Source organism: Mycobacterium sp. RTGN6 (assembly GCF_033804605.1).
Classification (GTDB): Bacteria; Actinomycetota; Actinomycetes; order Mycobacteriales; family Mycobacteriaceae; genus Mycobacterium.
Map to the genome: position 1 here is coordinate 230,231 of NZ_JAPZKZ010000009.1, position 26,908 is coordinate 257,138.

The following is a 26,908-nucleotide window of genomic DNA, read 5'->3' on the forward strand; positions in this document are numbered from 1 at the left end:
GGCGAAGGGTTTTCAGTTCGAGAGGTCGTGCACGGCGGTATCCGGCCAGGCCAGGGTGACCGGGCTGCCGTGGCCCAGGTCGGCGGGTAGGGCGGCACTGGAGTTCAGCACCGTGGCGATGAGCGTGACGCCTGGCGCGGCGACGGCGGCGACGCGCGTGGTGGGGCCCCCGTAGATCACCTCGCTCACCGTCGCCTCCACGGAGTGCGTGCCCGCGTCGACCGACCCGCCCGGCGCGAGCACCGCGATCCGTTCCGGCCGCACGGCCAGCGGGCCCGGTCGTCCGACGAGTGTCGTGGCGGCGTCACCGTCGAGCACGTTGGACGTGCCGACGAAGTCGGCGACGAAGCGGTTGACTGGGTGCTCGTAGACGTCGCGGGCACAGCCGATCTGCTCGATGCGGCCCGCGTTGAACACCGCGAGTCGGTCGCACAATGTCAGCGCCTCGTCCTGGTCGTGGGTGACGATGACGAACGTGATGCCGACTTCGCGTTGAATCTCCTTGAGCTCCAACTGCATCTGTTCGCGCAGCTTGAGGTCGAGGGCGCCGAGCGGCTCGTCGAGCAGCAGCACGCGCGGCCGGCCGACGAGTGCGCGGGCCAGCGCGACGCGCTGGCGCTGGCCGCCCGACAGCTGCGCGGGCCGGCGCGCCGCCTGGTCCGCGAGCCGCACCATGTCGAGCGCGTCGGACGTGCGGCGGCGCCGTTCGGCCTTTGCGACGCCGCGCACCCGCATGCCGTACTCGACGTTCTGCGCGACGGTCATGTGGGGGAAGAGCGCGTACTCCTGGAACACGGTGTTGACGTCGCGCAGGCGCGCGGGCAAGCCGGTGACGTCCGCGCCGCCGAGGCGGATGGTGCCGGCGGTGGGCTGCTCGAACCCGGCGATCATGCGCAGCACCGTGGTCTTGCCGGAGCCCGATGGCCCAAGGATGGCGAAGAGTTCGCCGTCGCGGACGGTCAGGTCGGCGCCGACGACTGCGACGACGTCGCCGCCCCGCTCAGTGAAGACCTTCCGCAGCCCAACGAGTTCAATTTGCGGGACGGCGGCCGGGTCGACCGCTTCCCGCATGCTCGACGGGCTGCTCGTTCCGAAGGGCATGGCTGATCCTATGAATTCCTCGGTGGTGTCGCAGCTTCATCGCGGATTCCGTGAGTCGATCGGGTCCAAGCCGACGGGATTCGCAGCCCGCCCCCCTCGCGCCGAACGACGATTACCGCCACGGTTTTTTGCGAAAAGCGTGACGGTAATCGTCGTTCGGCGAGGAACGCCTGAGAATCTTGATGCAGATGTGACCAGTGGCGTTGATGAGAATATTGAGTCAGTTGTCATACTCTGTGGTTCATGGCGGTTTCTCGGCGCGACGTGCTGAAGTACGCCGCTGCGGCGCCCGCCGTCGTCGGCCTCGGCGGACTGGTCTCGACGGCGCTGAACCCCGCGACGGCATCGGCCGCGCCACTGGGCGTGCTGCTCGACTACGCCGCGGGCGTCATCCGGGCCGCAGACATCCGCGCCGCGGGCGCCGCGGGCGCCATCAGGTACGTCTCCGACCGTCGCCCGGGCGGGGCGTGGATGCTCGGCAAGCCGATCCAGCTGCCCGAGGCGCGTGACCTCTATCAGAACGGGCTGAAGATCGTCTCCTGCTACCAGTTCGGCAAGCAGGACAGCGCGGACTGGCTGGGCGGCCAGGCCGCCGGCGTCCAACATGCCAAGCGCGGGTGGGCGCTGCACGTCGCCGCGGGTGGTTCCTACGGGGCCCCGATCTACACCTCGATCGACGACGATCCAACCCCTGAGCAATACAAACAGCAGGTGGCGCCGTATCTGCGGGCCTGGGAGGCCGTGCTGGGACACCAGCGCGTCGGCGTTTACGCCAACTCCAAGACCATCGATTGGGCACTTCAGGACGGGCTCGGGTCGTACTTCTGGCAACACAACTGGGGATCGCCAAAGGGGTACACCCACCCGGCCGCGAATCTGCACCAAGTGGAGATCGACAAGCGCAGCGTTGGTGGTGTGGGTGTCGACATCAACTATGTCCTGAAGCCACGCTTTGGCCAGTGGGACTAAACCTTACCGATCAGTAATAACGGCCAGCAAACAATTTGTCGCTGGGCGCCCGGAACGGTAGACAACGGAGTATGGGTTGTCGCTTTTTCCGATGGCGCGAGAGGTCGCCGTCAGAGCCTGAAAATTAACATCACGATTTGGTAACAATACTGCCTTGAACTGGGCGGTTGTGGCTACTCAAGCGTAACCACCCGCACGCAGGACGTTTGTCCCGCAAGACAACGGGGCCTGCCCGAGCCGCCGTTATCAGCGGTGTGGTTACCCGAGCGTAGAACTCGCCAGTAACCATTCGGGGTCGGAAAATGGGGTTGGTTCTTATGACACCCTTATGGCGGCTGGCCTGTCCGCCGGACTCCCGACGAGGGAGTACGGCCACGTCCCGAGTCATGGGAGACGCCTGAAGTATTCCGGAGTGACGGGAGCCAGTCGGGATTCGACGTCGAATCGCACGACCCCGCCGGGGGAGCCGGGGCCGACCGTAAGGACGACTGCCCGAGTACGAGCGACATGCGCCTAGCGCGCGACGAGGAGATGGCAAGACGTGACGATCAACGAACACGACAGGGTGTCCACCGGCAAGCACAGGAAGTCCGGCGACAACCCCGCCTCGCTGACCAGCGCACACGCCCTAGTCGACCTGCTCAATGCGGGCGAGCCCTACGCGGTGGCCTTCGGTGGGCAGGGTGGCAACTGGCTGGAGAACCTCGAGGAGCTCATCAGCTCGGCAGGCATCGAATCCGAGCTCAGCGAGATCGTCGGTGAGGCCGAGCTCCTGCTCGAGCCGGTGGCACGTGAACTGGTCGTGGTGCGTCCGATCGGTTTCGAGCCGATGCAGTGGGTGCGCGCGCTGGCCGCCGACGAACCGCTGCCGACCTCCAAGCAGTTGATCACCGCCGCGATCTCGGGTCCCGGCATCCTGCTGACCCAGATGGCCGCCGTTCGCGCCGTGAAGCGCCAGGGGCTCGACCTGGCGGGCACCCCGCCGGTCGCCATGGCAGGCCACTCGCAGGGCATCATCGCCGTCGAGGCGCTGAAGGCCAATGGCGCACGCGACGCCGAGCTCCTCGCGATGTCGCAGCTCATCGGCGCCGCCGGCTCGCTGATCTCGCGCAGGCGCGGCATGGTCGGGCGCGGCGACAAGTCGCCGATGGTCTCGGTGACCAACGCCGACCCCGATCGCATCGCCGAGCTGCTGGCCGACTTCTCGCAGGACGTGCGCACGGTGCTGCCGCCCATCCTGTCGATCCGCAACGGCAGGCGCTCGGTGGTCATCACCGGAACGCCCGAGCAGCTGGCCCGGTTCGAGCTGTACTGCAGCAAGATCACCGAGAAGGAAGAGGCCGAGCGCAAGAACAAGTCGCGCGGCGGCGCCGTCTTCAGCCCCGTGTTCCACGGCGTTCAGGTCGAGGTCGGCTTCCACACCCCGCGGCTTGCCGACGGCGTTGCCGTCGTCGACGGATGGGGCAGCAAGCTCGGCGTCGACCGCGAACTGCTGCACTGGTTCACCGAATCGATCTACACGCAGCCGATCGACTGGGTCGGCGAGGTCGAGCGGCTGCACGAGTCCGGCGCCCGCTGGATCATCGACCTCGGGCCGAGTGACACGATCACCCGCGTCACCGCGCCCGTCATCCGCGGCCTCGGCGTTGGCATCGTGGCCGCCGCCACCCGCGCCGGGCAGCGCAACCTCTTCACGGTCGGCGCCGCGCCCGAGGTGCAACCGCCGTGGACCAGCTACGCACCGTCGGCGGTCACGTTGCCCGACGGTTCGGTGAAGCTGTCGACGAAGTTCACCCGCCTGACCGGACGCTCGCCGATCCTGTTGGCGGGCATGACGCCCACCACCGTCGACGCCAAGATCGTCGCGGCGGCGGCCAACGCCGGGCACTGGGCCGAGCTCGCGGGCGGCGGTCAGGTGACCGAGCCCATCTTCGAAACGCGCATCGAAGAACTGAGCCGACTGCTCGAGCCGGGTCGCGCCGTGCAGTTCAACACGCTGTTCCTCGACCCCTACCTGTGGAAGCTGCAGGTCGGTGGAAAGCGCTTGGTGCAGAAGGCCCGTCAGTCGGGCGCGCCGATCGACGGCGTCGTGGTCAGTGCAGGCATCCCCGAGCTCGAAGAGGCCGTCGACCTGATCGAGGAGCTCAACGGCATCGGCATCACCCACGTGGTGTTCAAGCCGGGCACCGTCGAGCAGATCAAGTCGGTCATCAAGATCGCCGCCGAGGTGCCCGACCGCGACGTCATCGTCCACATCGAGGGCGGCCGCGCCGGCGGCCACCACTCGTGGGAGGACCTCGACGACCTGCTCGTGTCGACGTACGGCGAGCTGCGCAAGTGCACGAACATCACCGTCTGCGTGGGCGGCGGCATCGGCACGCCGGAGCAGGCCGCCGAGTACTTGTCCGGCCGGTGGGCACGGAAGTACGGATTCCCGGACATGCCGGTCGACGGCATCCTCGTCGGCTCCGCCGCCATGGCGACCCTCGAGTCGACCACCTCGCCCGCGGTCAAGCAGTTGCTCGTCGAGACCAGCGGCACGGACTACTGGGTCGGCGCCGGAAAGGCGCAGGGCGGCATGGCCTCCGGGCGCAGCCAGCTCGGCGCCGACATCCACGAGATCGACAATGCGGCGTCACGTTGCGGCCGACTGCTCGACGACGTGGCCGGTGACGCCGAGGCCGTCGCCGATCGTCGCGACGAGATCATCGCCGCGATGGCCGACACCGCCAAGCCGTACTTCGGCGACGTCGCCGACATGACCTACCTCCAGTGGCTGCAGCGCTACGTCGAGTTGGCCATCGGTGACGGCAGCAGCACGGCCGACACCGCAGCGCCGGGCAGCCCGTGGCTGGCCGACACATGGCGCGACCGGTTCGAGGAGATGTTGAAGCGCGCCGAGGCCCGGCTGCATCCGCAGGACTCCGGTCAGATCCAGACGATCTTCGCGCTCGACGCCGAAGGTGAAGCGCTGCTTGAGGATCCGGATCGCGCGATCGCGGCGCTGTTGGCGCGATACCCCGACGCGGGGGATATCAAGCTGCACCCGGCCGACGTCCCGTTCTTCGTCACGCTGTGCAAGACGCTGGGCAAGCCGGTGAACTTCGTTCCGGTCATCGACAAGGACGTGCGGCGCTGGTGGCGCAGCGACTCGCTGTGGCAGGCGCACGACGCGCGCTACACCGCCGACCAGGTGTGCATCATCCCCGGCACGGCCGCCGTCGCGGGTATCACCCGCGTCGACGAGCCCGTTGGTGAGCTGCTCGACCGGTTCGAGCAGGCCTCGATCGACGAGCTCGTCGCACGTGGCGTCGAACCCGTCGCCGTGGTGTCGCGCAGGCAGGCCCGCGCCGACGTGACCGGTCCGCTGGCCGTCGTGCTCGATTCGCCCGACGTGCTGTGGGCGGGTCGCACGGCCATCAACCCCGTGCACCGCATCGGTGAGCCCACCGAGTGGCAGGTCAACGAGAATCGTTCTGCGACACATCCGTCGACGGGGGCCCGGCTGGAGCTCACCGGTGACGTCGTGACGCTCAACGTGCCGCTGTCCGATATCTGGATCGCCATCAGGTTCACGCTGCCCGACTGCACCGTCGACGGCGGCATGCCCGTCGTCACCACCGAGGACGCATCGGCCGCCATGCGCGCCGTGTTGGCCATTGCTGCGAACGTCGATGGGCCCGAAGCACTTCCGAAGGTCGTCGACGACAGCACGACCGTCACGGTTGAGTGGGATCCCGAGGAGGTCGCCGACCACACCGGCGTCACCGCCACCTTTGGCGGCTCGCTGGCGCCCGGGCTCACCCTGGTGCCCGACGCGCTCGTCGGGCGCTGCTGGCCCGCGGTGTTCTCCGTCATCGGCTCGGCGGTCACCGAGGCCGGTTTCCCGGTGGTCGAAGGTCTGCTGAGCCTGGTCCACCTCGACCACGCGGCGCACCTGCTGGCGCCGATGCCCAAGACGAAGGCCGAATTGGCGGTCACCGCAACGGCTTCGGCGGCCGTCGACACCGAGGTCGGCCGCGTCATCCCCGTCGACGTCACCATCGCCGACGCCGACGGAACCGTGCTCGTCAAGCTGGAGGAGCGGTTCGCGATCCGCGGCCGCACCGGCGCGATCGAGCTCTCCGACCCGCCGCGTGCCGGCGGCGCCATCACTGACAACGCCACCGACACGCCGCGCCGCCGTCGTCGCGACGTCACCGTCACCGCGCCCACCGACATGAGCGCGTTCGCAGTGGTGTCCGGTGACCACAACCCGATCCACACCGATCGAGCCGCCGCGCTGCTCGCCGGCCTGAAATCGCCCATCGTGCACGGCATGTGGCTGTCGGCCGCGGCGCAGCACGTCGTCACGGCGACCGACGGCCAGGCCACCCCGCCGGCGACGCTGGTCGGCTGGACCTCCCGCTTCCTCGGCATGGTGCTGCCCGGTGACGACATCGAGTTCCGCGTCGACCGGGTCGGCATCGACCGGGGCGCGGAGATCATCGAGGTCACCGCGAAGGTCGACAACGAGTTGGTCATGGCGGCGACCGCGCAGCTTGCGGCACCGAAGACGGTGTACGCGTTCCCGGGCCAGGGCATTCAGTCCAAGGGCATGGGCATGGACGTCCGCGCCCGCTCCAAGGCCGCCCGCAAGGTCTGGGACACCGCCGACAAGTTCACCCGCGAGACGCTGGGCTTCTCGGTGCTGCACGTGGTCAGGGACAACCCGACCAGCCTGATCGCCAGCGGCGTGCACTACCAGCACCCCGAGGGCGTGCTGTACCTGACGCAGTTCACTCAGGTCGCGATGGCCACCGTGGCCGCCGCCCAGGTCGCCGAGATGCGCGAGCAGGGCGCGTTCGTCGAGGACGCGATCGCCTGTGGTCACTCCGTTGGCGAATACACCGCGCTCGCGTGCGTGTCCGGCGTGTACGAGCTCGAGGCGCTGCTCGAGGTGGTGTTCCACCGCGGCAGCAAGATGCACGACATCGTGCCGCGCGACGAGCACGGCCGGTCCAACTACCGGCTGGCCGCGATCCGGCCCTCGCAGATCGACCTCGACGACGCCGACGTCCCGACGTTCGTCGCCGAGATCTCCGAGCGCACTGGCGAGTACCTACAGATCGTCAACTTCAACCTGCGCGGCTCGCAGTACGCGATCGCAGGCACGGTCCGCGGACTCGAGGTGCTCGAGGAAGAGGTCGAGAAGCTGCGTGAGCTCTCGGGTGGCAAGCGCTCGTTCATTCTGGTGCCCGGCATCGACGTGCCCTTCCACAGCTCGGTGCTTCGCGTCGGCGTGGCCGACTTCCGCCGGTCGCTGGAGCGCGTCATGCCACGCGACGCCGATCCCAACCTGCTGATCGGTCGCTACATCCCCAACCTGGTGCCGAAGCCGTTCACTCTGGACCGCGAATTCATCCAGGAGATCCGGGATCTGGTGCCCGCCGAGCCGCTCGACGAGATCCTCGCCGACTACGACACGTGGCGGAACGAGAAGCCGCGCGAGCTGTGCCGCAAGATCGTCATCGAGTTGTTGGCCTGGCAGTTCGCCAGCCCGGTGCGCTGGATCGAGACGCAGGACCTGCTCTTCATCGAGGAGGCCGCGGGCGGGCTCGGCATCGAGCGCTTCGTCGAGATCGGCGTGAAGTCGGCGCCGACGGTCGCGGGGCTGGCCACCAACACGCTGAAGTTGCCGGAGTACTCGCACAACACCACGGAGGTGCTCAACACCGAGCGCGACGCCGCGGTGCTGTTCGCCACCGACACGGATCCAGAGCCCGACCTCGAGGAAGACTCGGCCGAGCCCGCGCCTACGCCGGCCGCCTCGGCACCCGCCGAGTCCGCGCCCGCCGCCCCGGCGGCTCCCGCGGCGCCGTCGGGCGGTCCCCGTCCCGACGACATCGGGTTCGACGCCGCTGACGCCACCCTGGCGCTCATCGCGCTGTCGGCGAAGATGCGCATCGACCAGGTCGAGTCGCTTGACTCCATCGAATCGATCACCGACGGTGCGTCCTCGCGACGCAACCAGCTGCTGGTCGACCTCGGTTCGGAGCTGAATCTCGGGGCCATCGACGGGGCGGCCGAGGCCGACCTCGCCGGGCTCAAGGCGCAGGTGACCAAGCTGGCTCGCACGTACAAGCCTTACGGCCCAGTGCTTTCCGATGCCGTCAACGATCAGCTGCGCACGGTGCTCGGCCCGTCGGGCAAGCGGCCCGCCGCCATCGCGGAGCGGGTCAAGAAGACGTGGGAGCTCGGCGAGGGCTGGGTCAAGCACGTGACCATCGACGTCGTGCTGGGTACGCGCGAAGGCAGCAGCGTGCGCGGTGGTGCGCTCGGTGGGTTGCACGACGGCGCGCTGCCGGACGCTGCCACTGTCGACAAGGTCGTCGATGCGGCCGTCTTGGCCGTCGCCGCCCGCCGGGGCGTTTCGGTGTCGCTGCCGTCCGCAGCCGGTGCGTCGGGCGGTGTGGTGGACTCCGCCGCGCTCACCGAGTTCGCCGAGCAGGTCACGGGCCGCGACGGCGTGCTCGCCAACGCCGCGCGACTGATCCTCGGTCAGCTCGGCGTCGACAAGCCGGTCAACGTCGAGGAGACCGTCAGCGACGCCGACCTCATCGATCTGGTCACCAACGAATTGGGTTCGGATTGGCCGCGTTTGGTGGCTCCGACGTTCGACGGCCGCAAGGCGGTGCTGTTCGACGACCGCTGGGCGAGTGCTCGCGAGGACCTCGCGCGGCTGTGGCTGTTGGACGACGGTGACATCGACACCGACTGGGCCCGGCTCTCGGAGCGCTTCGAAGGCGCCGGGCACGTCGTAGCCGCCCAGGCCAGCTGGTGGCAGGGCAAGGCGCTGTCGACGGGACGCCACATCCACGCCACGCTGTACGGGCGCGCCGCCGCAGGTGCGGAGAACCCCGAGAAGGGCGGATACGCAAACGAAGTCGCGGTGGTCACCGGTGCTTCGAAGGGTTCGATCGCGGCGTCGGTCACAGCGCAGCTGCTCGCCGGTGGCGCCACCGTCATCGCGACCACGTCCAAGCTGGACGACGATCGGTTGGCGTTCTACCGCACGCTCTACCGCGACAACGCCCGCTACGGCGGCCAGCTGTGGGTGGTGCCCGCCAACATGGCGTCCTACACCGACATCGATGCACTGGTCTCGTGGGTGGGCAACGAGCAGTCCGAAAGCCTTGGACCGCAGTCGATTCACCTCAAGGACGCGCTGACCCCGACGCTGCTGTTCCCGTTCGCGGCGCCGCGCGTCGCGGGTGACCTATCCGAGGCGGGCGCGCGCTCCGAGATGGAGATGAAGGTGCTGCTGTGGGCCGTGCAACGGCTCATCGGCGGGCTGTCCCATCTGGGTTCGGAGCGCGACATCGCGTCGCGTCTGCACGTCGTGCTGCCCGGCTCGCCGAACCGCGGCATGTTCGGTGGCGACGGCGCGTACGGCGAGTCGAAGTCCGCGCTCGACGCCGTCGTCGCCCGCTGGAAGGCCGAGTCGTCGTGGGCGCAACGGGTTTCGTTGGCGCACGCCCTGATCGGCTGGACCAAGGGCACCGGTCTCATGGGTCACAACGACGCCATCGTCGGCGCGGTCGAAGAGGCCGGCGTGACCACCTACTCGACCGAAGAGATGGCCTCGATGCTGCTCGCGTTGTGCGACGTCGAGTCCAAGGTCGCCGCGGCGCGCGAGCCGCTCGAAGCCGACCTCACCGGCGGGTTGGGTGAGATCGACCTCGACATGTCCGAGCTGGCCGCCAAGGCCCGCGAGGAGATGACGACCGAGGCGAGCCCCGATGATGAACCCGACGAGCTCGGCACCGTCGCCGCGCTGCCGTCCCCGCCCCGCGGCTACGCCTCGGCGCCGCCGCCGGAGTGGGCCGACCTCGACGTAGATCCGGCTGACCTGGTCGTGATCGTCGGCGGGGCCGAGCTCGGTCCGTACGGCTCGTCACGCACCCGCTTCGAGATGGAGGTCGCCGGCGAGTTGTCCGCGGCAGGCGTGCTCGAACTGGCCTGGACCACCGGGCTGGTGAAGTGGGAGGACGATCCCAAGCCGGGCTGGTACGACACGCAGTCCGGTGACCTGATCGACGAGGGCGAACTCGTCGAGCGGTATCACGACGCCGTCGTTGAGCGGGTCGGCATCCGCGAGTTCGTCGGCGATGGGGCAATCGACCCGGATCACGCGTCACCGCTGCTGGTTTCGGTGTTCCTGGAAAAGGACTTCACCTTCGTCGTTTCGTCGGAGGCCGACGCCCGCGGGTTCGCGCAATTCGACCAGGAGCACACCATCATCTCGCCGGTGCCCGACAGTGGCGACTGGAAGGTCACCCGCCTGGCGGGTACCGAGATCCGGGTGCCGCGCAAGGTCAAGCTGTCGCGGACCGTCGGCGCGCAGATCCCCACCGGGTTCGATCCGACCGTGTACGGCGTCAGCCAGGACATGGCGAGCACCATCGACCGGGTCGCGCTGTGGAACCTCGTCACGACCGTCGACGCATTCCTGTCGTCCGGGTTCACCCCGACGGAGCTGATGCGCTGGGTGCATCCGAGCCTGGTGGCCAGCACGCAGGGCACCGGCATGGGTGGGCTCACGTCGATGCAGACGATGTACCACGGCAACCTGCTCGGCCAGAACAAGCCGAACGACATCCTGCAGGAGGTGCTGCCCAACGTCTTCGCGGGCCACGTCGTGCAGAGCTACGTCGGAAGCTACGGCGCGATGATCCACCCCGTCGGCGCGTGCGCCACGGCGGCGGTCTCCGTCGAGGAGGGCGTCGACAAGATCCGGCTCGGCAAGGCCGAGTTCGTGGTCGCCGGCGGCTACGACGACCTGACGCTGGAGGCCGTCATCGGCTTCGGTGACATGTCGGCGACGGCGGACACCGAGATGATGCGTGCCAAGGGCATCAGCGACTCGAAGTTCTCCCGCGCCAACGACCGGCGCAGGCTGGGCTTCGTCGAGGGCCAGGGCGGTGGCACCGTGCTGCTGGCTCGCGGCGATCTGGCGCTCGAGATGGGGCTGCCGGTGCTGTCGGTCATCGGCTACGTGTCCTCGTTCGGTGACGGCGTGCACACGTCGATCCCCGCGCCGGGGCTCGGTGCGCTCGGTGCGGGCCGCGGTGGCAAGCAGTCGCAGCTGGCCAAGTCGCTGGCCAAGCTCGGCGTCGGAGCCGACGACATCGCCGTGATCTCCAAGCACGACACGTCGACGCTGGCCAACGATCCCAACGAGACCGAGCTGCACGAGCGGCTCGCGGCGGCACTGGGTCGGTCAAAGGGCAACCCGCTGTTCATCGTCAGCCAGAAGAGCCTGACGGGCCACAGCAAGGGTGGCGCGGCGGCGTTCCAGATGATGGGCATGTGCCAGATGCTCCGCGACGGGGTCATCCCGCCGAACCGCAGCCTGGACTGCGTCGACGACGAACTGGCGCACGCGTCGCACTTCGTGTGGGTGCGCGAGACGCTGCGCTTGGGCGAGAAGTTCCCGATGAAGGCCGGTCTGGTGACGAGCCTGGGCTTCGGCCACGTGTCGGGTCTGGTCGCGCTGGTGCACCCGCAGGCGTTCCTGGCGGCGCTGGATCCCCAGCAGCGCGAGGACTACCGGCGCCGGGCCAACGCCCGCGTGCTGGAGGGTCAGCGCAGGCTGGCGTCGGCCATCGCGGGCGGTCCGTCGCTCTACGAGAAGCCGGCGGACCGGCGCTTCGGCCACGATGCCCCGGAGAAGCGGCAGGAGGCGGCGATGCTGCTCGATGCGGACGCGCGGCTGGGCGAGGACGGTTGGTACTCCAGGTGAGTGCCTGCACGGCTCAAGATCGGGATGAGCTAGCTTTCCTTCCATGGGCATAGTCGGCGTAGGCATCGACCTGGTTTCCATTCCGGACTTCGCGGAGCAGGTCGACCAGCCAGGCACCGTGTTCTCCGAGACGTTCACGCCGGGGGAGCGCCGCGACGCCGCCGACAAGAGTTCGTCGGCGGCGCGGCACCTCGCGGCGCGGTGGGCGGCCAAGGAGGCCGTCATCAAGGCGTGGTCGGGGTCGCGGTTCAGCAAGCGGCCGATGCTGCCCGAGGGCATTCACCGCGACATCGAGATCGTGACCGACATGTGGGGGCGGCCGCGGGTCCGGCTCACGGGCGACATCGGCGAGCACTTGAAGGACGTCATCATTCACCTTTCGTTGACGCACGAAGGCGACACCGCCGCCGCGGTGGCGGTGCTGGAGTCCGGCAGCTAGCCCCGTTTCCCGGCGAGCGCGCGTGTCTGAGGGCGACACGCCGCAGGAATCCGGCAGTTTGCGCGCGCTCGCGCACCTCGGAAAGCGACTAACCTCGTTCGGGTGAGTGAGCTCGTCGCCCGTGTCCAAGCGGTGCTGCCGTCGGTACGCGCCGACTTGGAGGACCTGGTCCGCATCGAGTCGGTGTGGGCCGATCCCGCCCGCCGTGACGAGGTACACCGCAGTGCCGAAGCCGTGTCGAAGCTGTTGGCGGAGGCGGGCTTCGGCGACATCCGCACCGTGAGCGCGGGCGGTGCGCCCGCGGTCATCGCACGACATCCCGCTCCGCCCGGCGCCCCCACGGTGCTGTTGTACGCCCACCACGACGTGCAACCCGAAGGCGACGCCGGGCAGTGGGCGACGCCACCCTTCGAACCCACCGAGCGCGACGGACGACTCTACGGTCGGGGCACCGCCGACGACAAGGCCGGCATCGCAACGCATTTAGCGGCGTTTCGCGCGCATGACGGTGCGCCGCCGGTCGGGGTGACGGTCTTCGTCGAGGGTGAGGAGGAGTCCGGGTCGCCGTCGCTTGGTGCGCTACTCGCCGAGCACCGCGACCTGCTCGCCGCCGACGTCATCGTGATCGCGGACTCCGACAACTGGAGCACCGAGATTCCGTCGCTGACGGTTTCGTTGCGCGGGCTGGCCGACTGCGTCGTCGAGGTGGCCACCCTCGATCACGGGCTGCACTCGGGGATGTGGGGCGGTGTGGTCCCAGATGCACTGAGCGCGTTGGTGCGACTGCTCGCCAGCCTGCACGACGACGAAGGCAACGTGGCGGTCGCCGGACTGCGCGAGTCGACGGCCGCCGACGTCGACATCTCCCCGGAGCGCGTCCGCAGCGATACCGGCCTGCTCGACGGGGTATCGGAGATCGGCTCCGGCGCAGTGGCGCAACGCCTTTGGGCCAAGCCATCCATCACCGTCATCGGCATCGACACCACACCCATTGCGTCGGCGTCCAACACGCTGATCCCTCGGGCGCGGGCCAAGGTCAGCATGCGCGTCGCGCCGGGCGGCGACGCAGGCGAGCACCTGGCGGCACTGACCCGTCACCTCGAGCAGCACTCGCCGTGGGGCGCACGGGTGACCGTGACGCCGGGCGACTTGGGGGAGCCCTACGCGATCGACGCGAGCGGCCCGGTGTACGACGCGGCGCGGGCAGTATTCCGGCAGGCCTGGGGCGCCGAGCCGGTCGAGATGGGCGTGGGTGGCTCGATCCCGTTCATCGCGGAGTTCGCGGCGGCGTTTCCCGACGCCAAGATCCTGGTGACCGGAGTGGAAGACCCGAATACCCAGGCGCACAGCATCAACGAGAGCCTGCACCTCGGCGTGCTCGAGCGGGCGGCGACGGCCGAGGCGTTGCTGCTGGAGGCGCTGGGCCGCCCCTAGACCGAGATGTCGCGCCTGAGCTTGGCGACGTGGCCGGTGGCCTTGACGTTGTACTGGGCGACCTCGATCTTGCCCTTCTCGTCGACGACGAACGTCGAACGGATGACGCCCTGAACGGTCTTGCCGTACATGGTCTTCTCGCCGAACGCGCCCCATGCGGTCAACACCTCGCGGTCGGGATCCGACAGCAGCGGGAAGGTCAGCCCCTCGTTGTCGCGGAACTTGGCGAGCTTCTCGGGCTTGTCGGGGGAGATGCCGACGACGTCGAGCCCGGCCTCGTTGAGTTGGGCGAGGCTGTCGCGGAAGTCACACGCCTGCTTGGTGCAGCCGGGCGTCGATGCGGCGGGATAGAAGTACACGATGACCTTGCGTCCCTTGAAGTCGGACAGCTTGACCGTCTTGCCGTCGGCGTCGGACAGGCCGAACGTGGGCGCTTTGTCGCCCACTTCGAGGCGCGGGGTCGGAGGCATGCGGGAGTCCCTTCTGTCGGCCAGTGCAGTCGGCTGCTCTAGGGTAGGCGGCAAGACGGCGATGCGAGTTGGAGGGGCTGACGTGGCGGACAGAGATCCCGACACCATCAAGCAGGAGATCGACGCGGTGCGTGATCAGCTGGCCGCGACGGTCGACACCTTGGCCGAGCGAGCAAATCCGAGCAGGATCGCCGACGACGTGAAGGCGGGCCTGGTGCGGTTCGTCAAGAAGCCTCCCGTGGCCATCACGCTCGCGGGGCTGGGCACGGTGGTGCTCGTGGTGGTGTTCCGGAGGATCAGGAACCGTTGAGCGGCGCGTTCGTCAGCGCCTGCGGCCGAATCGGAACCAGTCGCTGAGGGAGAAGCTCGGGGGGTTCGCGGTGCGGCCGAGGCGGGTGCAGTTGTAGACGACCACAACGCGTTGCGTGGTGGTCTCGTCGTCAGCGTGAATGCTGGACGTGACTGCGGTGCGCGGTGCGCTTACCGTCGCCATCAGCTAAGACCTCGATTCCCTTCTGTTCATGCGTCCGGGTTGTCCGTTCAGTGCCCCGTAGCTAACAAGATCATACTCATACTACCCGCCTTTGCGCTGCTTGAAACGCATTCGTTCGCTACGTCACAGGTGTTCGCAACCGCTTTGTCCGTTCCACGTCAGCGTCCGGATACTGACACTCGAGGTGATTCGAGCACATCGTCGGCAAAGTTGTCACAGTTTTTGCCAAATATTGACATGAACGTCAGTCGGAAACGTTCGCACGATTGGCCAGAATGCCGTCGTTCTGGGCGCATCCGTTGGGTGGAGACGACCAGAGGGTGTTAGCGGCGACCCCGTCGAGCGCCGTCCGGCCGCGTACGAACGACCAGGCCAGGCCGCAATTTGGCGATCGTGATTTCGCTGATTGGGTGACGGGCGCGAATGTCGGGTCGTAGCGTTGTTCGCGGGGGTGCGCCATGGAGCAACGCCGGGGCATACGAGTGCGGCGACTTGCCATTCGAATGGGCGTGGCCCTCGTGGCGATCGCGTTGGTTTGCGCGGGCACCACGCAACTCGTGACCGCGGCACCAAGATCCACCGCCATCGGAGTGCAACCCGCTGCCGCGATCAGCCAGACGCCGACCACTATCGGCGTTGCCGACTCGGCGATGTACTTCTACTCACAAGCCCAGATCGAGCAGACGCTGGACGCCCTGCAGTCACTGGGCGTACAAAACGTACGGATCCAGATCCCCTGGGCGGGGGTGCAACTGTGGGGCCCCAACGCGTACGACTGGACGACGGTGGATTGGGCGGTCGAGGCCGCGCAGGCCCGCAACATGGGCGTGCTCGCCGTGCTCAGTGCGACCCCGTGGTGGGCTGGCAGGCCCTACCTCAGTGGACAGCCCGACTCGCCGGAGGCCTATGCGAAGTTCGCGGGTGCGGTGGCCGACCGCTACGAGGGCAGGATCGCGGCCTACGAGATCTGGAATGAGCCCAACGCCAGAATCTTCCTCGACCCCGTCGATCCCGCCGGATACACCGATCTGCTGACGGCGGCCTATCCCGCGATCAAGGCCGCCGACCCGTCGGCGATCGTCGTCGCCGGAGTCGTCGGGTCCGTCATCACTGCGGGCAACGTCACCATGAATCCCGTCGACTTCGTTGCGGGAATGTACGCCGCGGGCGCACATGGATTCTTCGACGCGCTGTCGTTTCACCCGTACCAGTACACGTTGAAGTTCTCCGATGGGCAGTCCGTGCTGGAGTCCCCGCTACGACAGCTCAATCAGATCAGGCAGTTGATGGTCCTCAACGGGGACGGCGAACTCAAGGTCTGGGCCAGTGAGTACGGGCTGCCCACGTCCGCGGTCTCCGAGCAGGACCAGGCCGACTTCATCGAGGATTTCCTGAACTCCTGGCAGACGGTGGATGGCACGGGCCCGATCTTCATCTACACGACACGCGACATCGATTCGTCCAGCACGGCCGACGGGGACACCTTCGGCATCTTCTTCGACGACGGCCAACTGAAGGAGGCGGCCAGGGTCATCGCCCGATTCCTTGGCGTAGAGCCCCCCAACCCCGACCCCGATCCGGATCGTCCCGTCCTCGCGGCCATCGCGGCGCTGGCACGTGAATTGGCCCGCATCACAGGGGAAGTCATTCAGTTCGGCGTCGATGTGGGCAAGGCCATCGTGAAGGCCGTCGTGGAGACGGTGGAATTCCTCGTCAAGGCGACGGCGGCGGTGATCAGGGGAGTGGTCGACCTCACCGTCGACCTCGTCACGGCCGGGGCAGACCTCGTTCGCGACGTCGTGGACCGATTCATCACGGCGATCACCGATCCTGGGTCGCCACCCGGCATGGCCGTCGCCAGCTTGTCGGTGGACTCGGCACCGGTCGCACGCCGCGCAGCGCAGCCGTCGGACGACTCGATCGCACCTGCCGCCCAACGAGTCTCAGCCGCGGCGGAGCCCGTCGCAGGTGACGATGCGGTCGCAGCCGAAATGACGGGTGACGCGTCGTCGATCGGCAAGGCTGGACACCAGGAGCAACCGGCCGAACCGTTGACGGTCGGCGATGAGGCGCAGACCCCCAAGGAGGCTGCAGAGCCCGCGACGACCACCGAGCCCAGTTCGAAGGCCGAGCCAACGGCCCCATCGAAGCCAGCCGACGAAGCGACCCCTGCGACGCCGAACGCCACAGTCGGCGAGCCGGCAAAGACGGCCACCAAGCCGCGGCAGGCCACAGACCAGGACGAGTCCGGATCCGCGCCACAAGGCAAGCCCGCAGCCACTGGCGGGGAGGGTTCGGCGACGGATGCGCGAAACGAATGAATGACAAGGTTCTTGGCTCAGCTGGGCACCTGTAAGGCCAGTTGACTCGTCCTCGCACTCGCGTTAGGCATGCACACGTGCATGGCGTGACCGTTGGCATCGACCTCTCGAAGTTCGCTGGGTTGACGCTCGAACGCGTCTCGATCGGCCTGCACCAGATCGCCTTCGACTTCGACCCTGGTTGCTCCATCGCCTCCGAGAGCGGGTATGTGCTCCGCTTCGTCGACGATTCGGAGCAGTACGAGTCGTTTCACGTCCAACCAGAGGACGTACACGTCTGAACTGCCCGGATTCCTGGGCACCATCTCGACGCGAGGGACTTCGGTCGGGAGATGAGCAGCGCAACGCAACGGGTGGCGAACTCAGGCAACCCATTTGATGCGACCTTGATATGACGTAACCGTTGAAATGTAAAGTAGCTATAGCCACAATCGTCAATTAGCTATGCACGATATGACGACGAGTTGACGCGAGGCGGCGCGGATACCGTTCACAGGCGTCGAGAAGGCCGTGTCGTAGCCCGTAGCTCGGCCTGACGTATGGTAAACGGCAGTTGAACAGGTGAGAACGTGATGGTCGAGTCAGTGCGCCGATTCCATGCTTGTGCCTTCGCAAATACTGACAGTGTGCGGAACGGACGCGAATCCGTAAAAAAGTATGTTTGCCATCTTGATTTAAACCCATGTGGAAACAGTTGCTGTTTGCCTATCATCGGTTCCGTTGTCTCGGCGTGAGGCGGCGATACCCGCAATGAGAGGAATCAATGGCGATGGCATCTGGACGGCACGTGAAGCAGAAGCAGAAGAAGATTGCGACGACCAAGTTCGTCACTGCCGCGCTCAGCGCCGGCGTACTGGCGACGGGTGGCGCCGCTGGGATCACCGCAGCGCTGACGGCGGTACCGACCACCGAGTCCGCGAACGAGGACGTCCAGCTGACCGGCCTTTTCGACTTCCTTGGCTCGGTTGTCGGCTCCGTCGTCAAGATTGTCGTGAGCGATGGCGCCTCGTCCACCACCGGCAACGGCGGTAGCGCGGGCCTGCTCGTCGGAAACGGTGGATCCACCACCGCCAACGGTGCGTCTGGCGGCCAGGGTGGTCTGTTGCTGGGCAGCGGCGGCAACGGTGGCGGTGGCGGTGCCGGCGGGACCGGCGGCCTCGTGCTGGGCAACGGCGGCGCCGGTGGCGCAGGCAATGCGCCTGGGGTGGCCGGTGGTACCGGTGGCAGCGGTGCCCTGCTGATTGGCAACGGCGGCGCTGGCGGCGCCGGTAATGCGGCGCACGGCGGTGACGGCGGACAGGCCGGGATCCTCGGCATCGGCACCACGGGCGGCGCTGGCGGTGCCGGCGGCACCGGAGCGCACGGCGGTGACGGCGGCAACGCGGGCCTCGTGCTGAGCAATGGCGGTGCCGGTGGCAACGGCGGTGCCGGTGCGACGGGCGCGACCGGGACGAACGGCGCGGCTGGCGCTGCTGGCAACACCGGCGGCACCGGCGCGAACGGCGGCACCGGCGCCACCGGAACCACTGGCAACCCCGGCGCGAACGGAGCGAACGGCACGAATGGCGCCAACGGAGCCAACGGCGCGAACGGCGTCAACTCGGGCACACCGGGAGCCAATGGGGCACCCGGCACCGACGAGTCCGTGTTGATCGGTACGGCCCAAGGCGGTCCAGGCGGTAGCGGTTCGCCAGGCAGCGGAACCGGCGCGAACGGCGGCAATGGTGGCCCCGGCGGCAACGCCAGCACAGCGAACGACGCGAACGGAACCGCACCCGCGATCGGCGGTAACGGCGGAGCGGGCGGTGCGGGTTCACAGGGCGCCTCCGGGCAGAACGGCGGCACCGGCCAAGCGGGAACGGCCGGTGGCGACGGCGGCACGGGCGGCACGGGCGGCACCGGGGCCACCGGCGGTAATGGCGTCGCGGGTCAGCAGGGCCAACAGGGCCAGGCCGGCCAGGCCGGCTCGGCCGGCGGTCCTGCCGGACCTGGCGGCGTAGGCGGTAACGGTGGCGGCGGCGGCTTGCTGCTCGGCACCGGTGGTGCTGCAGGCAGCGGTGGCGACGGCGGCACGGGTGGCGCTGGTGGCGCTGGTGGCGCTGGCGGAACCGGCGGAACCGGTGGCACGGGCGGTAATTCCGGTGACGGTGGCACCGGCGGAACCGGTGGCACGGGCGGAACCGGCGGCAACGGCGGCAACGGCGGCAACGGCGGTAATGGTGGCAACGGTGCCACCGGCGGCAACGGTGGTGATGGCGGCAACGGTGGCAACGCCCATGCCGACACCAACAACGAGACGCCGGGCCAAGGTGGTCCCGGCGGAGCAGCTGGGGCGGGCGGCGCCGGTGGCGCTGGCGGTGCCCAAGGCGCCGCCGGAGCAGCTGGTGGTGCCGGTGCGGGTGGACAAGGTGGCACGGGTGGCAATCCGGGCCAGGCCGGAGCCGGTGGTGCAGCCGGCGACGGCGGTGCGGGCGGTGCCGGCGGTGCGGGTGGCTCCGGTGCAGCCGGTGGCAACGCCGGCTCGGCCGGCTCGGGTGGCCTGCTGGGCGGCAATGGCGCCAGCGGCACGCACGGGTCCACCGGTGCGACCGGCGCGACCGGCGCCACCGGTTCGACCGGTGCGACCGGCAGCGCTGGCGCGAGCGGCAACACCGGCTCGCAGGGTGCAACCGGCTCAAGCGGAACCGGCGGCACCGGCGGAACCGGCGGTAGTGGTGGCAGCAACGGTAGCTCCGGCAGCCAAGGGGCTTCCGGCAACGCTGGCAACAACGGCTCTGACGGCGCGCACAACTAGCCGACAGCCAACAAGGGCCAGTGCTGGCCCGAGCATCGGCCCCCCTTCAGTCGAAGGGGGGCCGATTGCTCATGTCGATGAGTCATCGCCCTGGAAATGCAAAAACCCTGCCTGAGCAGGGTTTTCGATGAGTGCGCCGTCAGGGTTTCGAACCCCGGACCCGCTGATTAAGAGTCAGCTGCTCTACCAACTGAGCTAACGGCGCGCGTGAGAGACGATAACAGCACTCGGGCGCGGGGTGAAATTCATTCCTCGCGGCGACCGCGGTCACGATAACGGTTCTGCTGTACTCCCAGGTTGCCCTTAGACTTACCGGCAAGTACCCCAAAGTCTCGGTGAGCTCTCTTTGAGAGGTGGAACAACCATGTGGCAGGTCCAGCCGGTGGCCCGTCCGCGTCGGAAGCGAACCTGGCTGACGGCCGTCGTCGTGTTGCCGGCCATCGTGTTCGGGCTCAGCGCGTGCAACAGCACGCCGGCCCCGCCGCCGCAGCCGCAGACCATCACCGACAAGGGCACCCCGTTCGGTGACCTGCTCGTCCCGAAGCTGACGGCCTCGGTCACCGATGGCGCCGTCGGCGTGACGGTCGACGCACCCGTCACCGTCACCGCCGAGGACGGCGTGCTCGGCGCGGTCACCATGACCAACGAAGAGGGCTCGACGATCGCGGGGCAGCTCAGCAAGGACGGGCTGCGCTGGGCCACCACCGAGCCACTCGGCTACAACGAGAAGTACACGCTGAATGCGCAGTCGCTCGGCCTCGCCGGGGTGACCAGCCGCTCGATGACGTTCGAGACTCATTCGCCCGAGAACCTGACGATGCCCTACCTGCTGCCGGGCGACGGAGAGGTCGTCGGTGTCGGCCAACCGGTCGCGGTCCGGTTCGACGAGGACATCTCGAACCGCTTGGCCGCCGAGAAGGCCATCACCGTCACCACCAACCCGCCGGTCGAGGGCGCGTTCTATTGGCTCAACAACCGCGAAGTGCGTTGGCGCCCACAGGCTTACTGGAAGCCAGGCACCAACGTCGACGTGGCGGTGAACACCTACGGCGTCGACCTCGGCGACGGGCTGTTCGGCCAGGAGAACGTCACCACGCACTTCACCATCGGTGATGAGATCATCGCGATCGCCGACGACAACACCAAGATCCTGACCATCCGGCGCAACGGCGAGGTCGTCAAGACCATGCCGATCTCGATGGGCAAGAGCAGCACGCCCACAAACAACGGCGCGTACATCGTCGGCGACCGCTTCAGCCATCTGGTGATGGACTCGTCGACGTACGGCGTGCCGTCGAACTCGCCGAACGGTTACCGCACCGAGGTGGACTGGGCGACGCAGATGTCCTACAGCGGCATCTACGTCCACGGTGCGCCGTGGTCGGTGGGCAGCCAGGGCTACAGCAACGTCAGTCACGGATGCCTCAACGTCAGCACCAGCAATGCGCAGTGGTTCTACGAGAACACCAAGCGCGGCGACATCGTCGAGGTGGTCAACACGGTCGGGTCGGTCCTGCCGGGCACCGACGGGCTCGGCGACTGGAACGTCCCGTGGGATCAGTGGAAGGTCGGCAACGCCAACGTCTGAGCGCCGGCCCTACGTCTGAAAATCAGTAACGCCCCACCTGCAAACTGCAGGCGGGGCGTTACTTTCAGTTGGGGTGGCTGACGGGACTCGAACCCGCGACAGCCAGGATCACAACCTGGTGCTCTACCAACTGAACTACAGCCACCATTGCTGCCCAACGGCTCGGCAGCGTTGTAGATACTAGCCGCTCGAGCGCTCGGCGGCCGAATCCTTTACCTCATGGTCGTCGCCCGGCGGGCCGAGTTCGGCGGCCACGGCCGCGATGTCGCTGGTCGCGGGACCTGGCGGCGCCACGAATGCCGTGCGCCGGTAGTACATCAGCTCCCGGATCGACTCGTGGATGTCCGCCAGCGCCCGGTGGGCGAGCCCCTTGTCCGGCTGCCCGAAGTAGATGCGGGGGTACCACCGTCTGCACAGTTCCTTGATCGAGCTCACGTCGATCATGCGGTAGTGCAGATAGCTGTCGAGCGTCGGCATGTCTCGCGCGATGAACCCGCGGTCGGTCGCGATCGAGTTGCCGCACAGCGGCGCGGTGTTGGCCACCTTGACGTGGCTGCGGATGTAGTCGAGGACGAGCGCCTCGGCCGCCGCCAGGTCGATGCTCGACGCCCGGACCTCCTCGGTGAGGCCGGACCTGCTGTGCATCTTCGCGACCACGTCGACCATCCCGTCGAGCGCGGCGTCGTCGGCGTGGATGACCACGTCCATCCCGTCGCCGAGGACGTTCAAATCGGCATCGGTGACCAGCGCCGCGATCTCGATCAGCCGGTCGGACTGCAGGTTGAGTCCGGTCATCTCGCAGTCGATCCATACAAGTTCGTCACGCACAGCGCTCAACAGTATTCCCAGGGCCGGACAACCGACCGCCCACTCCCACCGGGAGCGTGAAACGCCCAGTAATGTCTGGCTCATGACCGCAGAACCGACAGCCACCCCCGCGCAACAGATCGCCGCTGGTTATGCCGTCGAAGGCCAGGCATTGGAGCTCGGAACCGTCGTCGTCGACGGCGTCGTCGACCCGACCGCACAGGTTCGCATCCCCTTGGCCACCGTGAACCGGCATGGACTCGTCGCGGGCGCCACCGGCACGGGCAAGACGAAGTCGCTGCAGGTGATTGCCGAGCAGCTGTCCGCGGCCGGGGTGCCCGTGCTGATGGCCGACGTCAAGGGCGACCTGTCTGGGCTCTCTCGCCCGGGCGTCCCCAATGACAAGACCACGCAGCGGGCCGCCGACACCGGCGATCAGTGGACACCGACGGCGTTCCCCGTCGAGTTCCTCTCGCTCGGAACCGAAGGCATCGGCGTGCCGGTGCGTGCGACCATCACCAGCTTCGGGCCCATCCTGCTGTCGAAGGTGTTGGGGCTCAACGCAACTCAAGAGTCGACGCTGGGTCTGATCTTCCACTGGGCCGACCAGAAAGGCCTGTTGCTGCTCGACCTCAAGGACCTGCGTGCCGTCATTCAGTACCTGACCAGTGACGAGGGCAAGCCGGAACTGAAGAATCTGGGCGCGGTGTCGCCGACGACGGCAGGCGTGATTCTGCGCGCATTGGTCAACCTCGAGGCCGAGGGCGCCGACACGTTCTTCGGCGAACCCGAACTCGAACCGAAGGACCTGATGCGCCTCGACGCCCAGGGCCGCGGCGTCATCACCCTGCTGGAACTCGGGGCGCAGGCTGCCCGGCCGGTGATGTTCTCGACGTTCCTGATGTGGGTGCTGGCCGATCTGTTCACGACGCTGCCCGAGGTCGGCGACGTCGACAAGCCCAAGCTGGTCTTCTTCTTCGACGAGGCCCACCTGCTGTTCACCGACGCGTCGAAGGCGTTCCTCGAGCAGGTCGAGCAGACCGTCAAGCTGATCCGCTCCAAGGGCGTCGGCGTGTTCTTCTGCACGCAGCTGCCCACCGACGTGCCCAACAACGTGCTGTCGCAACTGGGTGCGCGCATCCAGCATGCGTTGCGCGCGTTCACGCCCGACGATCAGAAGGCGCTGAACAAGACGGTGCGCACGTACCCGAACACCGACGTCTACGACCTCGAGAAGGCCCTGACGTCGTTGGGCATCGGCGAGGCCATCGTGACGGTGCTCTCGGAGAAGGGCGCGCCGACGCCGGTGGCGTGGACCCGGATGCGGGCTCCCCGTTCGTTGATGGACACCATTGGGCCAGAAGCGATCTCGGCCGCCGCCAAGGCGAGCCCATTGCAGGCCGAGTACGGCCAAACCATCGACCGCGACTCGGCCTACGAGCGGCTCAACGCGAAGGTCGCCGCGCCCGACCCGACCGCCACGCTGCCCCCGCCGGTCGCGCAGCAGGGCGCGGCCACCACGGCTGGCACGGGAAAGAGCAAGGGTGCGGTCGACGAAGGCATCGTGTCCGAGGCGTTGAAGAGTTCGGCGTTCAAGAGCTTCCTGCGTTCGGCGGCCACCGTCGCAGGGCGTGAGATCACCCGCAGCATCTTCGGAACCGCTCGCCGCCGCTGACGTTTCACCACGCGCCGAAACTGCGGCCAGATCGCTATTTCGGCGGTTTCAGTGATTTCTGAGCAGTCTCGGCGCAAGAGCGAGCGGGCGCTAGTCGCCGCCGAGCTTCTTGTAGACGGCGCCGACGATCGGCGTGACGATCGACCGCGGCGCGTAGCCACTGGCCACCGACATCGCCTTGGACGTCACGCCGGGCACGACGCGCATCTTGTTGCGCTCCAAGCCATCCAGCGAAACCTTCGCGGTGTGCTCGGTGGAGATCCACAGGAAGTCGGGGATCAGCCTCTCGACGAGCGACTGCTCGTCGGGGTTCGGCAGTTCAGTGCGCACCGGCCCGGGCGCCAGCACGGTCACGTGAATGCCGAGGCTCTTCACCTCGCCGCGCAGCGACTCGCTGAACGTGTTGGCGAACGCCTTGCTCGCCGCGTAGGTGGCGTTGTTGGGGATCGGCGAGTTGCCGGCCGCGGAGCCGGAGATCAGGATGCCGCCGGCCCGGCGCTGCACCATTCCCGGAAGCACGGCCAACACGAGGTCGTGCACGCCAAGCACGTTCAGCTGAACCTGGTCCTTCTCGCCCTGTGCGTCGAGGCTGGCCACCGCTCCGAACGTCGCGGTGCCTGCGTTGGCGCAGAGAATCGACACGTTGCGGGAGGCGAGCTCCTCGCACAGCTTTCCGCGCGACTCGGGGTCGGCCAGATCGGCCGCGCGGACCTCGACGGTTACGCCGAAGCGGTCCGTCAGCCTCGCGGCGAGCTCGGTGAGCACCTCCTCGCGGCGGGCCGTGACGATCAGATGGTGTCCGCGCGCGGCCAGTTCGGTGGCCAACGCCTCGCCGATGTTCTGCGAGGCGCCGGTGACGACGGCGCGCGCGTCGGGGCTGGGAGCGGGTACGGGCATGGCGCCAATCGTAAGGACAATAGAGTGCGTTCATGACCAGCCCCGGGCCATCGCGGGTCGTCGACGCGCGGGCCCGGCGATCGCGGGTCGTCGCCTGGGCGCTGTGGGACTGCGGCGCGACGGGCGTGAACGCCATCGTCGTCACCTTCGTCTTCTCGGTGTACCTCACCGGACAGGTCGGTGCCGGATTGCCGGGCCCGACGACGCCCGCTGCCGCGCTGGGTCGCGCGCTGACGGTGGCGGGCCTGGTGGTCGCCGTGCTCGCCCCCGCGACGGGGATCTGGGTCGACGCCGCCCACCGAAGACGCCCGGTGCTGGCCGCGTTGACCGGGGTGGTGGTCGTGCTCACCGCGTCGATGAGCCTCATCCGCGACGAGCCCGGGTACCTCTGGCCCGGTTTGGTGCTGCTCGCCTGCACCGCTGCCTGTAGCGACCTCGCGACGGTGCCGTACAACGCCATGCTCCGGGACCTGTCGACGCCGGAGACGTCGGGTCGGATCTCGGGATTCGGCTCCGCGGCAGGCTATTTCGGCAGCGTGCTGCTCCTGCTGATGGTCTACCTCGGCTTGAGCACCGGCACCGGCGACACCCGCGGACTGCTCGGAATCAGTGCCGCCGACGGGTGGAACGTGCGTGCGGCGATGCTGGTCACCGCCGCCTGGTTCATCCTCTTCGCGCTGCCGCTGCTGCTCACCCGTGGCACGGAGTCGCCGGTGGACGTCGGACCTCGGGTCGGCTTCCTCGGCGCCTACCGCAAGCTGTGGGCGGAGCTCTCGGACCAGTGGCGCCGAGACCACAACATCGTCTACTACCTGGTCGCGAGTGCGATCTTCCGTGACGGGCTGACGGGTGTCTTCACGTTCGGGGCCGTGCTCGGCGTCACCGTGTACGGAGTGTCGCAAGCCGACGTGCTGCTGTTCGGCGTGTGCGCCTGCGTGGTGGCCGCGGCCGGGGCGGTGCTCGGCGGCCTCGTCGACGACCGCGTCGGCTCCAAACCCGTCATCGTCGGCTCGTTGATCGCGATGATCACCGTGGCCCTCGTCCTCGTCGCGCTCGACGGGACCACCGCGTTCTGGATCTGCGGGCTGCTGCTCTGTCTGTTCGTCGGGCCCACCCAGTCATCGGCGCGCACGCAGATGCTGCGCATGGCCACCGACGGGAAGGAGGGCGTGACGTTCGGGCTGTACACGACGACCGGCCGGGCGGCGTCGTTCCTGGCACCGTGGCTGTTCGCGACGTTCATCGCGGTGTTCGGGGCCGACCGAGCCGGGATGGGCGGCATCGTTGCGGTACTGGTGCTCGGCCTGATCGCCATGCTCGCGGTGCGGACGCCGCGTCGACAGCCGGTCTAACCCGGGGCCCCGCAGATCGTCAGCCCGGATCCCGTGCGGTGTTCCACGACGGCGCCCGCGACGGTGATCGAGCACGTGAGTTCGCGGCCGAAGTTGATCACGTTGACGCTCGCCGAAGTGTCTGCGGGCTTGGCCAACTCGACTTCCTTGTGCCACGGCAGCATGACGTTGAACTCCATCTGCAGCACGCCGCCCGTGTCGACGTAGGTGATGCTGATCGCCCGGCCGGTTCCTTCGACGTCGTAGGACACGGTCTCGGTCTGCCCGGGCACGGTCGGCCGGTCGGGCACGCCTGGTGTCGTGGTCTGGCCGGGGATCGGGAAGGGCAGCGGCGGAAGCGTCGGCGTCGGTGTCGGCCGCCGCGTGGTGGTCGGCGGGTTGGCCGGGGTGGTGAACGTGGGCTCCAGCGACGGCGGCGGTGCGACGACCGTCTGCTGGTCGCTGCTGTTGATGATCACCAACGCGATGACCAGACCCAGCACGACGAGCACCGAGACCGCCGCCAGCACCCACAGCCACAGTCGCGACGGGCCGCCGTTGGGTGGCTGCGGAGGTGCGCCGCCTGGCGGGTACGGCGGGCCGTACGTGCCGGTGGCGTAGGGGTCGTAGGCGGAGTCGTACGCCGGGAACTGCCGCGTCGGGGCGGGCGCACCCGGCGGTTGGTACGAGGTTCCGTAGGGCGCCTGATTCGCATACGCGGGGTCGGTGTAGCCGGGGTAGCTGGATGGATCAGGCTCACCCCACCCGGACCCCGGGCGGTGTGGTGAATCGGTCATCTCCACCT

At 68.1% G+C, this 26,908-nt stretch carries 17 protein-coding genes and 2 tRNA genes; 11 read left to right on the plus strand and 8 right to left on the minus strand.

Translation table 11 applies throughout. From position 1 onward, the window contains the following. Window positions 1-12 precede the first annotated feature (12 nt). A complete protein-coding gene (locus tag SLQ33_RS22735) occupies window positions 13-1,101 on the minus strand; it encodes an ABC transporter ATP-binding protein (RefSeq protein ID WP_319456133.1) in 1,089 nt (362 codons plus the stop codon). Window positions 1,102-1,344: 243 nt separating this feature from the next. On the opposite strand from SLQ33_RS22735, the gene SLQ33_RS22740 reads away from it, so the two are divergent. The 4 genes from SLQ33_RS22740 (at window position 1,345) to SLQ33_RS22755 (ending at window position 13,727) form a co-directional block, all read left to right on the plus strand. After that, window positions 1,345-2,070, plus strand: a complete 726-nt coding sequence (locus tag SLQ33_RS22740; protein ID WP_319456134.1) for a glycoside hydrolase domain-containing protein — start codon at window positions 1,345-1,347, stop codon at window positions 2,068-2,070. 541 nt (window positions 2,071-2,611) lie between these two features. Next, window positions 2,612-11,854, plus strand: coding sequence for a polyketide synthase (locus SLQ33_RS22745; protein ID WP_319456135.1), 9,243 nt, complete (start codon window positions 2,612-2,614; stop codon window positions 11,852-11,854). Between the two features lie 43 nt (window positions 11,855-11,897). After that, window positions 11,898-12,293, plus strand: coding sequence for a holo-ACP synthase (locus SLQ33_RS22750; protein WP_319456136.1), 396 nt, complete (start codon window positions 11,898-11,900; stop codon window positions 12,291-12,293). A gap of 102 nt (window positions 12,294-12,395) precedes the next feature. Next, complete coding sequence (locus SLQ33_RS22755; RefSeq protein ID WP_319456137.1) at window positions 12,396-13,727, plus strand: dipeptidase; 1,332 nt, start codon at window positions 12,396-12,398, stop codon at window positions 13,725-13,727. Here the strand turns inward: SLQ33_RS22755 and bcp are convergent. Further along, window positions 13,724-14,197 carry a thioredoxin-dependent thiol peroxidase gene (bcp, locus tag SLQ33_RS22760; protein ID WP_319456138.1) on the minus strand — a complete coding sequence of 158 codons (474 nt, stop codon included), beginning with the start codon at window positions 14,195-14,197 and terminating at the stop codon, window positions 13,724-13,726. The two genes, SLQ33_RS22755 and bcp, sit on opposite strands and share 4 nt — an antisense overlap. 82 nt (window positions 14,198-14,279) lie before the next feature. Here bcp and SLQ33_RS22765 point away from each other — a divergent pair, with 82 nt between their 5' ends. Beyond that, on the plus strand, window positions 14,280-14,507 hold the full coding sequence (locus tag SLQ33_RS22765) for a DUF3618 domain-containing protein (RefSeq protein WP_319456139.1): 228 nt from the start codon (window positions 14,280-14,282) through the stop codon (window positions 14,505-14,507). A 12-nt stretch (window positions 14,508-14,519) separates the two neighbouring features. On the opposite strand, the gene SLQ33_RS22770 is transcribed toward SLQ33_RS22765, so the two are convergent. Then, window positions 14,520-14,690: a hypothetical protein gene (locus SLQ33_RS22770; RefSeq protein ID WP_319456140.1), complete on the minus strand. Its 171-nt coding sequence runs from the start codon at window positions 14,688-14,690 to the stop codon at window positions 14,520-14,522. Between the two features lie 509 nt (window positions 14,691-15,199). Between SLQ33_RS22770 and SLQ33_RS22775 the strand changes: the two genes are divergently transcribed. From SLQ33_RS22775 to SLQ33_RS22785, 3 genes are all read left to right on the plus strand, one after another. Next, the gene (locus SLQ33_RS22775) at window positions 15,200-17,011 is read left to right on the plus strand and encodes a cellulase family glycosylhydrolase (RefSeq protein WP_319456141.1); all 1,812 of its coding nucleotides are present in this window, start codon (window positions 15,200-15,202) and stop codon (window positions 17,009-17,011) included. Window positions 17,012-17,097: 86 nt separating this feature from the next. Continuing rightward, entirely contained in the window at window positions 17,098-17,292 is a 195-nt protein-coding gene (locus tag SLQ33_RS22780; RefSeq protein ID WP_319456142.1) for a hypothetical protein, read from the plus strand. A gap of 488 nt (window positions 17,293-17,780) precedes the next feature. Further along, entirely contained in the window at window positions 17,781-19,805 is a 2,025-nt protein-coding gene (locus SLQ33_RS22785; protein WP_319456143.1) for a hypothetical protein, read from the plus strand. A gap of 132 nt (window positions 19,806-19,937) precedes the next feature. On the opposite strand, the gene SLQ33_RS22790 is transcribed toward SLQ33_RS22785, so the two are convergent. Beyond that, window positions 19,938-20,010 (minus strand) — tRNA-Lys (locus tag SLQ33_RS22790). Window positions 20,011-20,169: 159 nt separating this feature from the next. Between SLQ33_RS22790 and SLQ33_RS22795 the strand changes: the two genes are divergently transcribed. Continuing rightward, window positions 20,170-21,393 carry a L,D-transpeptidase gene (locus tag SLQ33_RS22795; RefSeq protein WP_319456144.1) on the plus strand — a complete coding sequence of 408 codons (1,224 nt, stop codon included), beginning with the start codon at window positions 20,170-20,172 and terminating at the stop codon, window positions 21,391-21,393. Window positions 21,394-21,462: 69 nt separating this feature from the next. Here the strand turns inward: SLQ33_RS22795 and SLQ33_RS22800 are convergent. Then, a tRNA-His gene (locus SLQ33_RS22800) sits at window positions 21,463-21,538 on the minus strand. A 35-nt stretch (window positions 21,539-21,573) separates the two neighbouring features. Continuing rightward, on the minus strand, window positions 21,574-22,221 hold the full coding sequence (orn, locus tag SLQ33_RS22805) for an oligoribonuclease (RefSeq protein WP_319456145.1): 648 nt from the start codon (window positions 22,219-22,221) through the stop codon (window positions 21,574-21,576). 82 nt (window positions 22,222-22,303) lie between these two features. On the opposite strand from orn, the gene SLQ33_RS22810 reads away from it, so the two are divergent. Beyond that, on the plus strand, window positions 22,304-23,875 hold the full coding sequence (locus tag SLQ33_RS22810; protein ID WP_319456146.1) for a helicase HerA-like domain-containing protein: 1,572 nt from the start codon (window positions 22,304-22,306) through the stop codon (window positions 23,873-23,875). A 90-nt stretch (window positions 23,876-23,965) separates the two neighbouring features. On the opposite strand, the gene cmrA is transcribed toward SLQ33_RS22810, so the two are convergent. Further along, window positions 23,966-24,772 (minus strand): mycolate reductase, encoded by an 807-nt coding sequence (cmrA, locus tag SLQ33_RS22815; RefSeq protein ID WP_319456147.1) that lies wholly within the window; start codon window positions 24,770-24,772, stop codon window positions 23,966-23,968. Window positions 24,773-24,804: 32 nt separating this feature from the next. On the opposite strand from cmrA, the gene SLQ33_RS22820 reads away from it, so the two are divergent. Continuing rightward, entirely contained in the window at window positions 24,805-26,124 is a 1,320-nt protein-coding gene (locus SLQ33_RS22820; RefSeq protein ID WP_319456148.1) for an MFS transporter, read from the plus strand. On the opposite strand, the gene SLQ33_RS22825 is transcribed toward SLQ33_RS22820, so the two are convergent. Continuing rightward, window positions 26,121-26,900: an MmpS family transport accessory protein gene (locus tag SLQ33_RS22825; RefSeq protein ID WP_319456149.1), complete on the minus strand. Its 780-nt coding sequence runs from the start codon at window positions 26,898-26,900 to the stop codon at window positions 26,121-26,123. The genes SLQ33_RS22820 and SLQ33_RS22825 overlap by 4 nt on opposite strands. Window positions 26,901-26,908 lie beyond the last annotated feature (8 nt).

What these genes read in the sequence shown, in the direction of transcription:
- SLQ33_RS22735 (WP_319456133.1), bottom strand. Translation starts at nt 1,101, where the DNA reads ATGCCCTTCGGAACGAGCAGCCCGTCGAGCATGCGGGAAGCGGTCGAC.
- SLQ33_RS22740 (WP_319456134.1), top strand. Translation starts at nt 1,345, where the DNA reads ATGGCGGTTTCTCGGCGCGACGTGCTGAAGTACGCCGCTGCGGCGCCC.
- SLQ33_RS22750 (WP_319456136.1), top strand. Translation starts at nt 11,898, where the DNA reads ATGGGCATAGTCGGCGTAGGCATCGACCTGGTTTCCATTCCGGACTTC.
- bcp (WP_319456138.1), bottom strand. Translation starts at nt 14,197, where the DNA reads ATGCCTCCGACCCCGCGCCTCGAAGTGGGCGACAAAGCGCCCACGTTC.
- SLQ33_RS22770 (WP_319456140.1), bottom strand. Translation starts at nt 14,690, where the DNA reads ATGGCGACGGTAAGCGCACCGCGCACCGCAGTCACGTCCAGCATTCAC.
- SLQ33_RS22785 (WP_319456143.1), top strand. Translation starts at nt 17,781, where the DNA reads ATGGCATCTGGACGGCACGTGAAGCAGAAGCAGAAGAAGATTGCGACG.
- SLQ33_RS22795 (WP_319456144.1), top strand. Translation starts at nt 20,170, where the DNA reads ATGTGGCAGGTCCAGCCGGTGGCCCGTCCGCGTCGGAAGCGAACCTGG.
- SLQ33_RS22810 (WP_319456146.1), top strand. Translation starts at nt 22,304, where the DNA reads ATGACCGCAGAACCGACAGCCACCCCCGCGCAACAGATCGCCGCTGGT.
- cmrA (WP_319456147.1), bottom strand. Translation starts at nt 24,772, where the DNA reads ATGCCCGTACCCGCTCCCAGCCCCGACGCGCGCGCCGTCGTCACCGGC.
- SLQ33_RS22820 (WP_319456148.1), top strand. Translation starts at nt 24,805, where the DNA reads ATGACCAGCCCCGGGCCATCGCGGGTCGTCGACGCGCGGGCCCGGCGA.
- SLQ33_RS22825 (WP_319456149.1), bottom strand. Translation starts at nt 26,900, where the DNA reads ATGACCGATTCACCACACCGCCCGGGGTCCGGGTGGGGTGAGCCTGAT.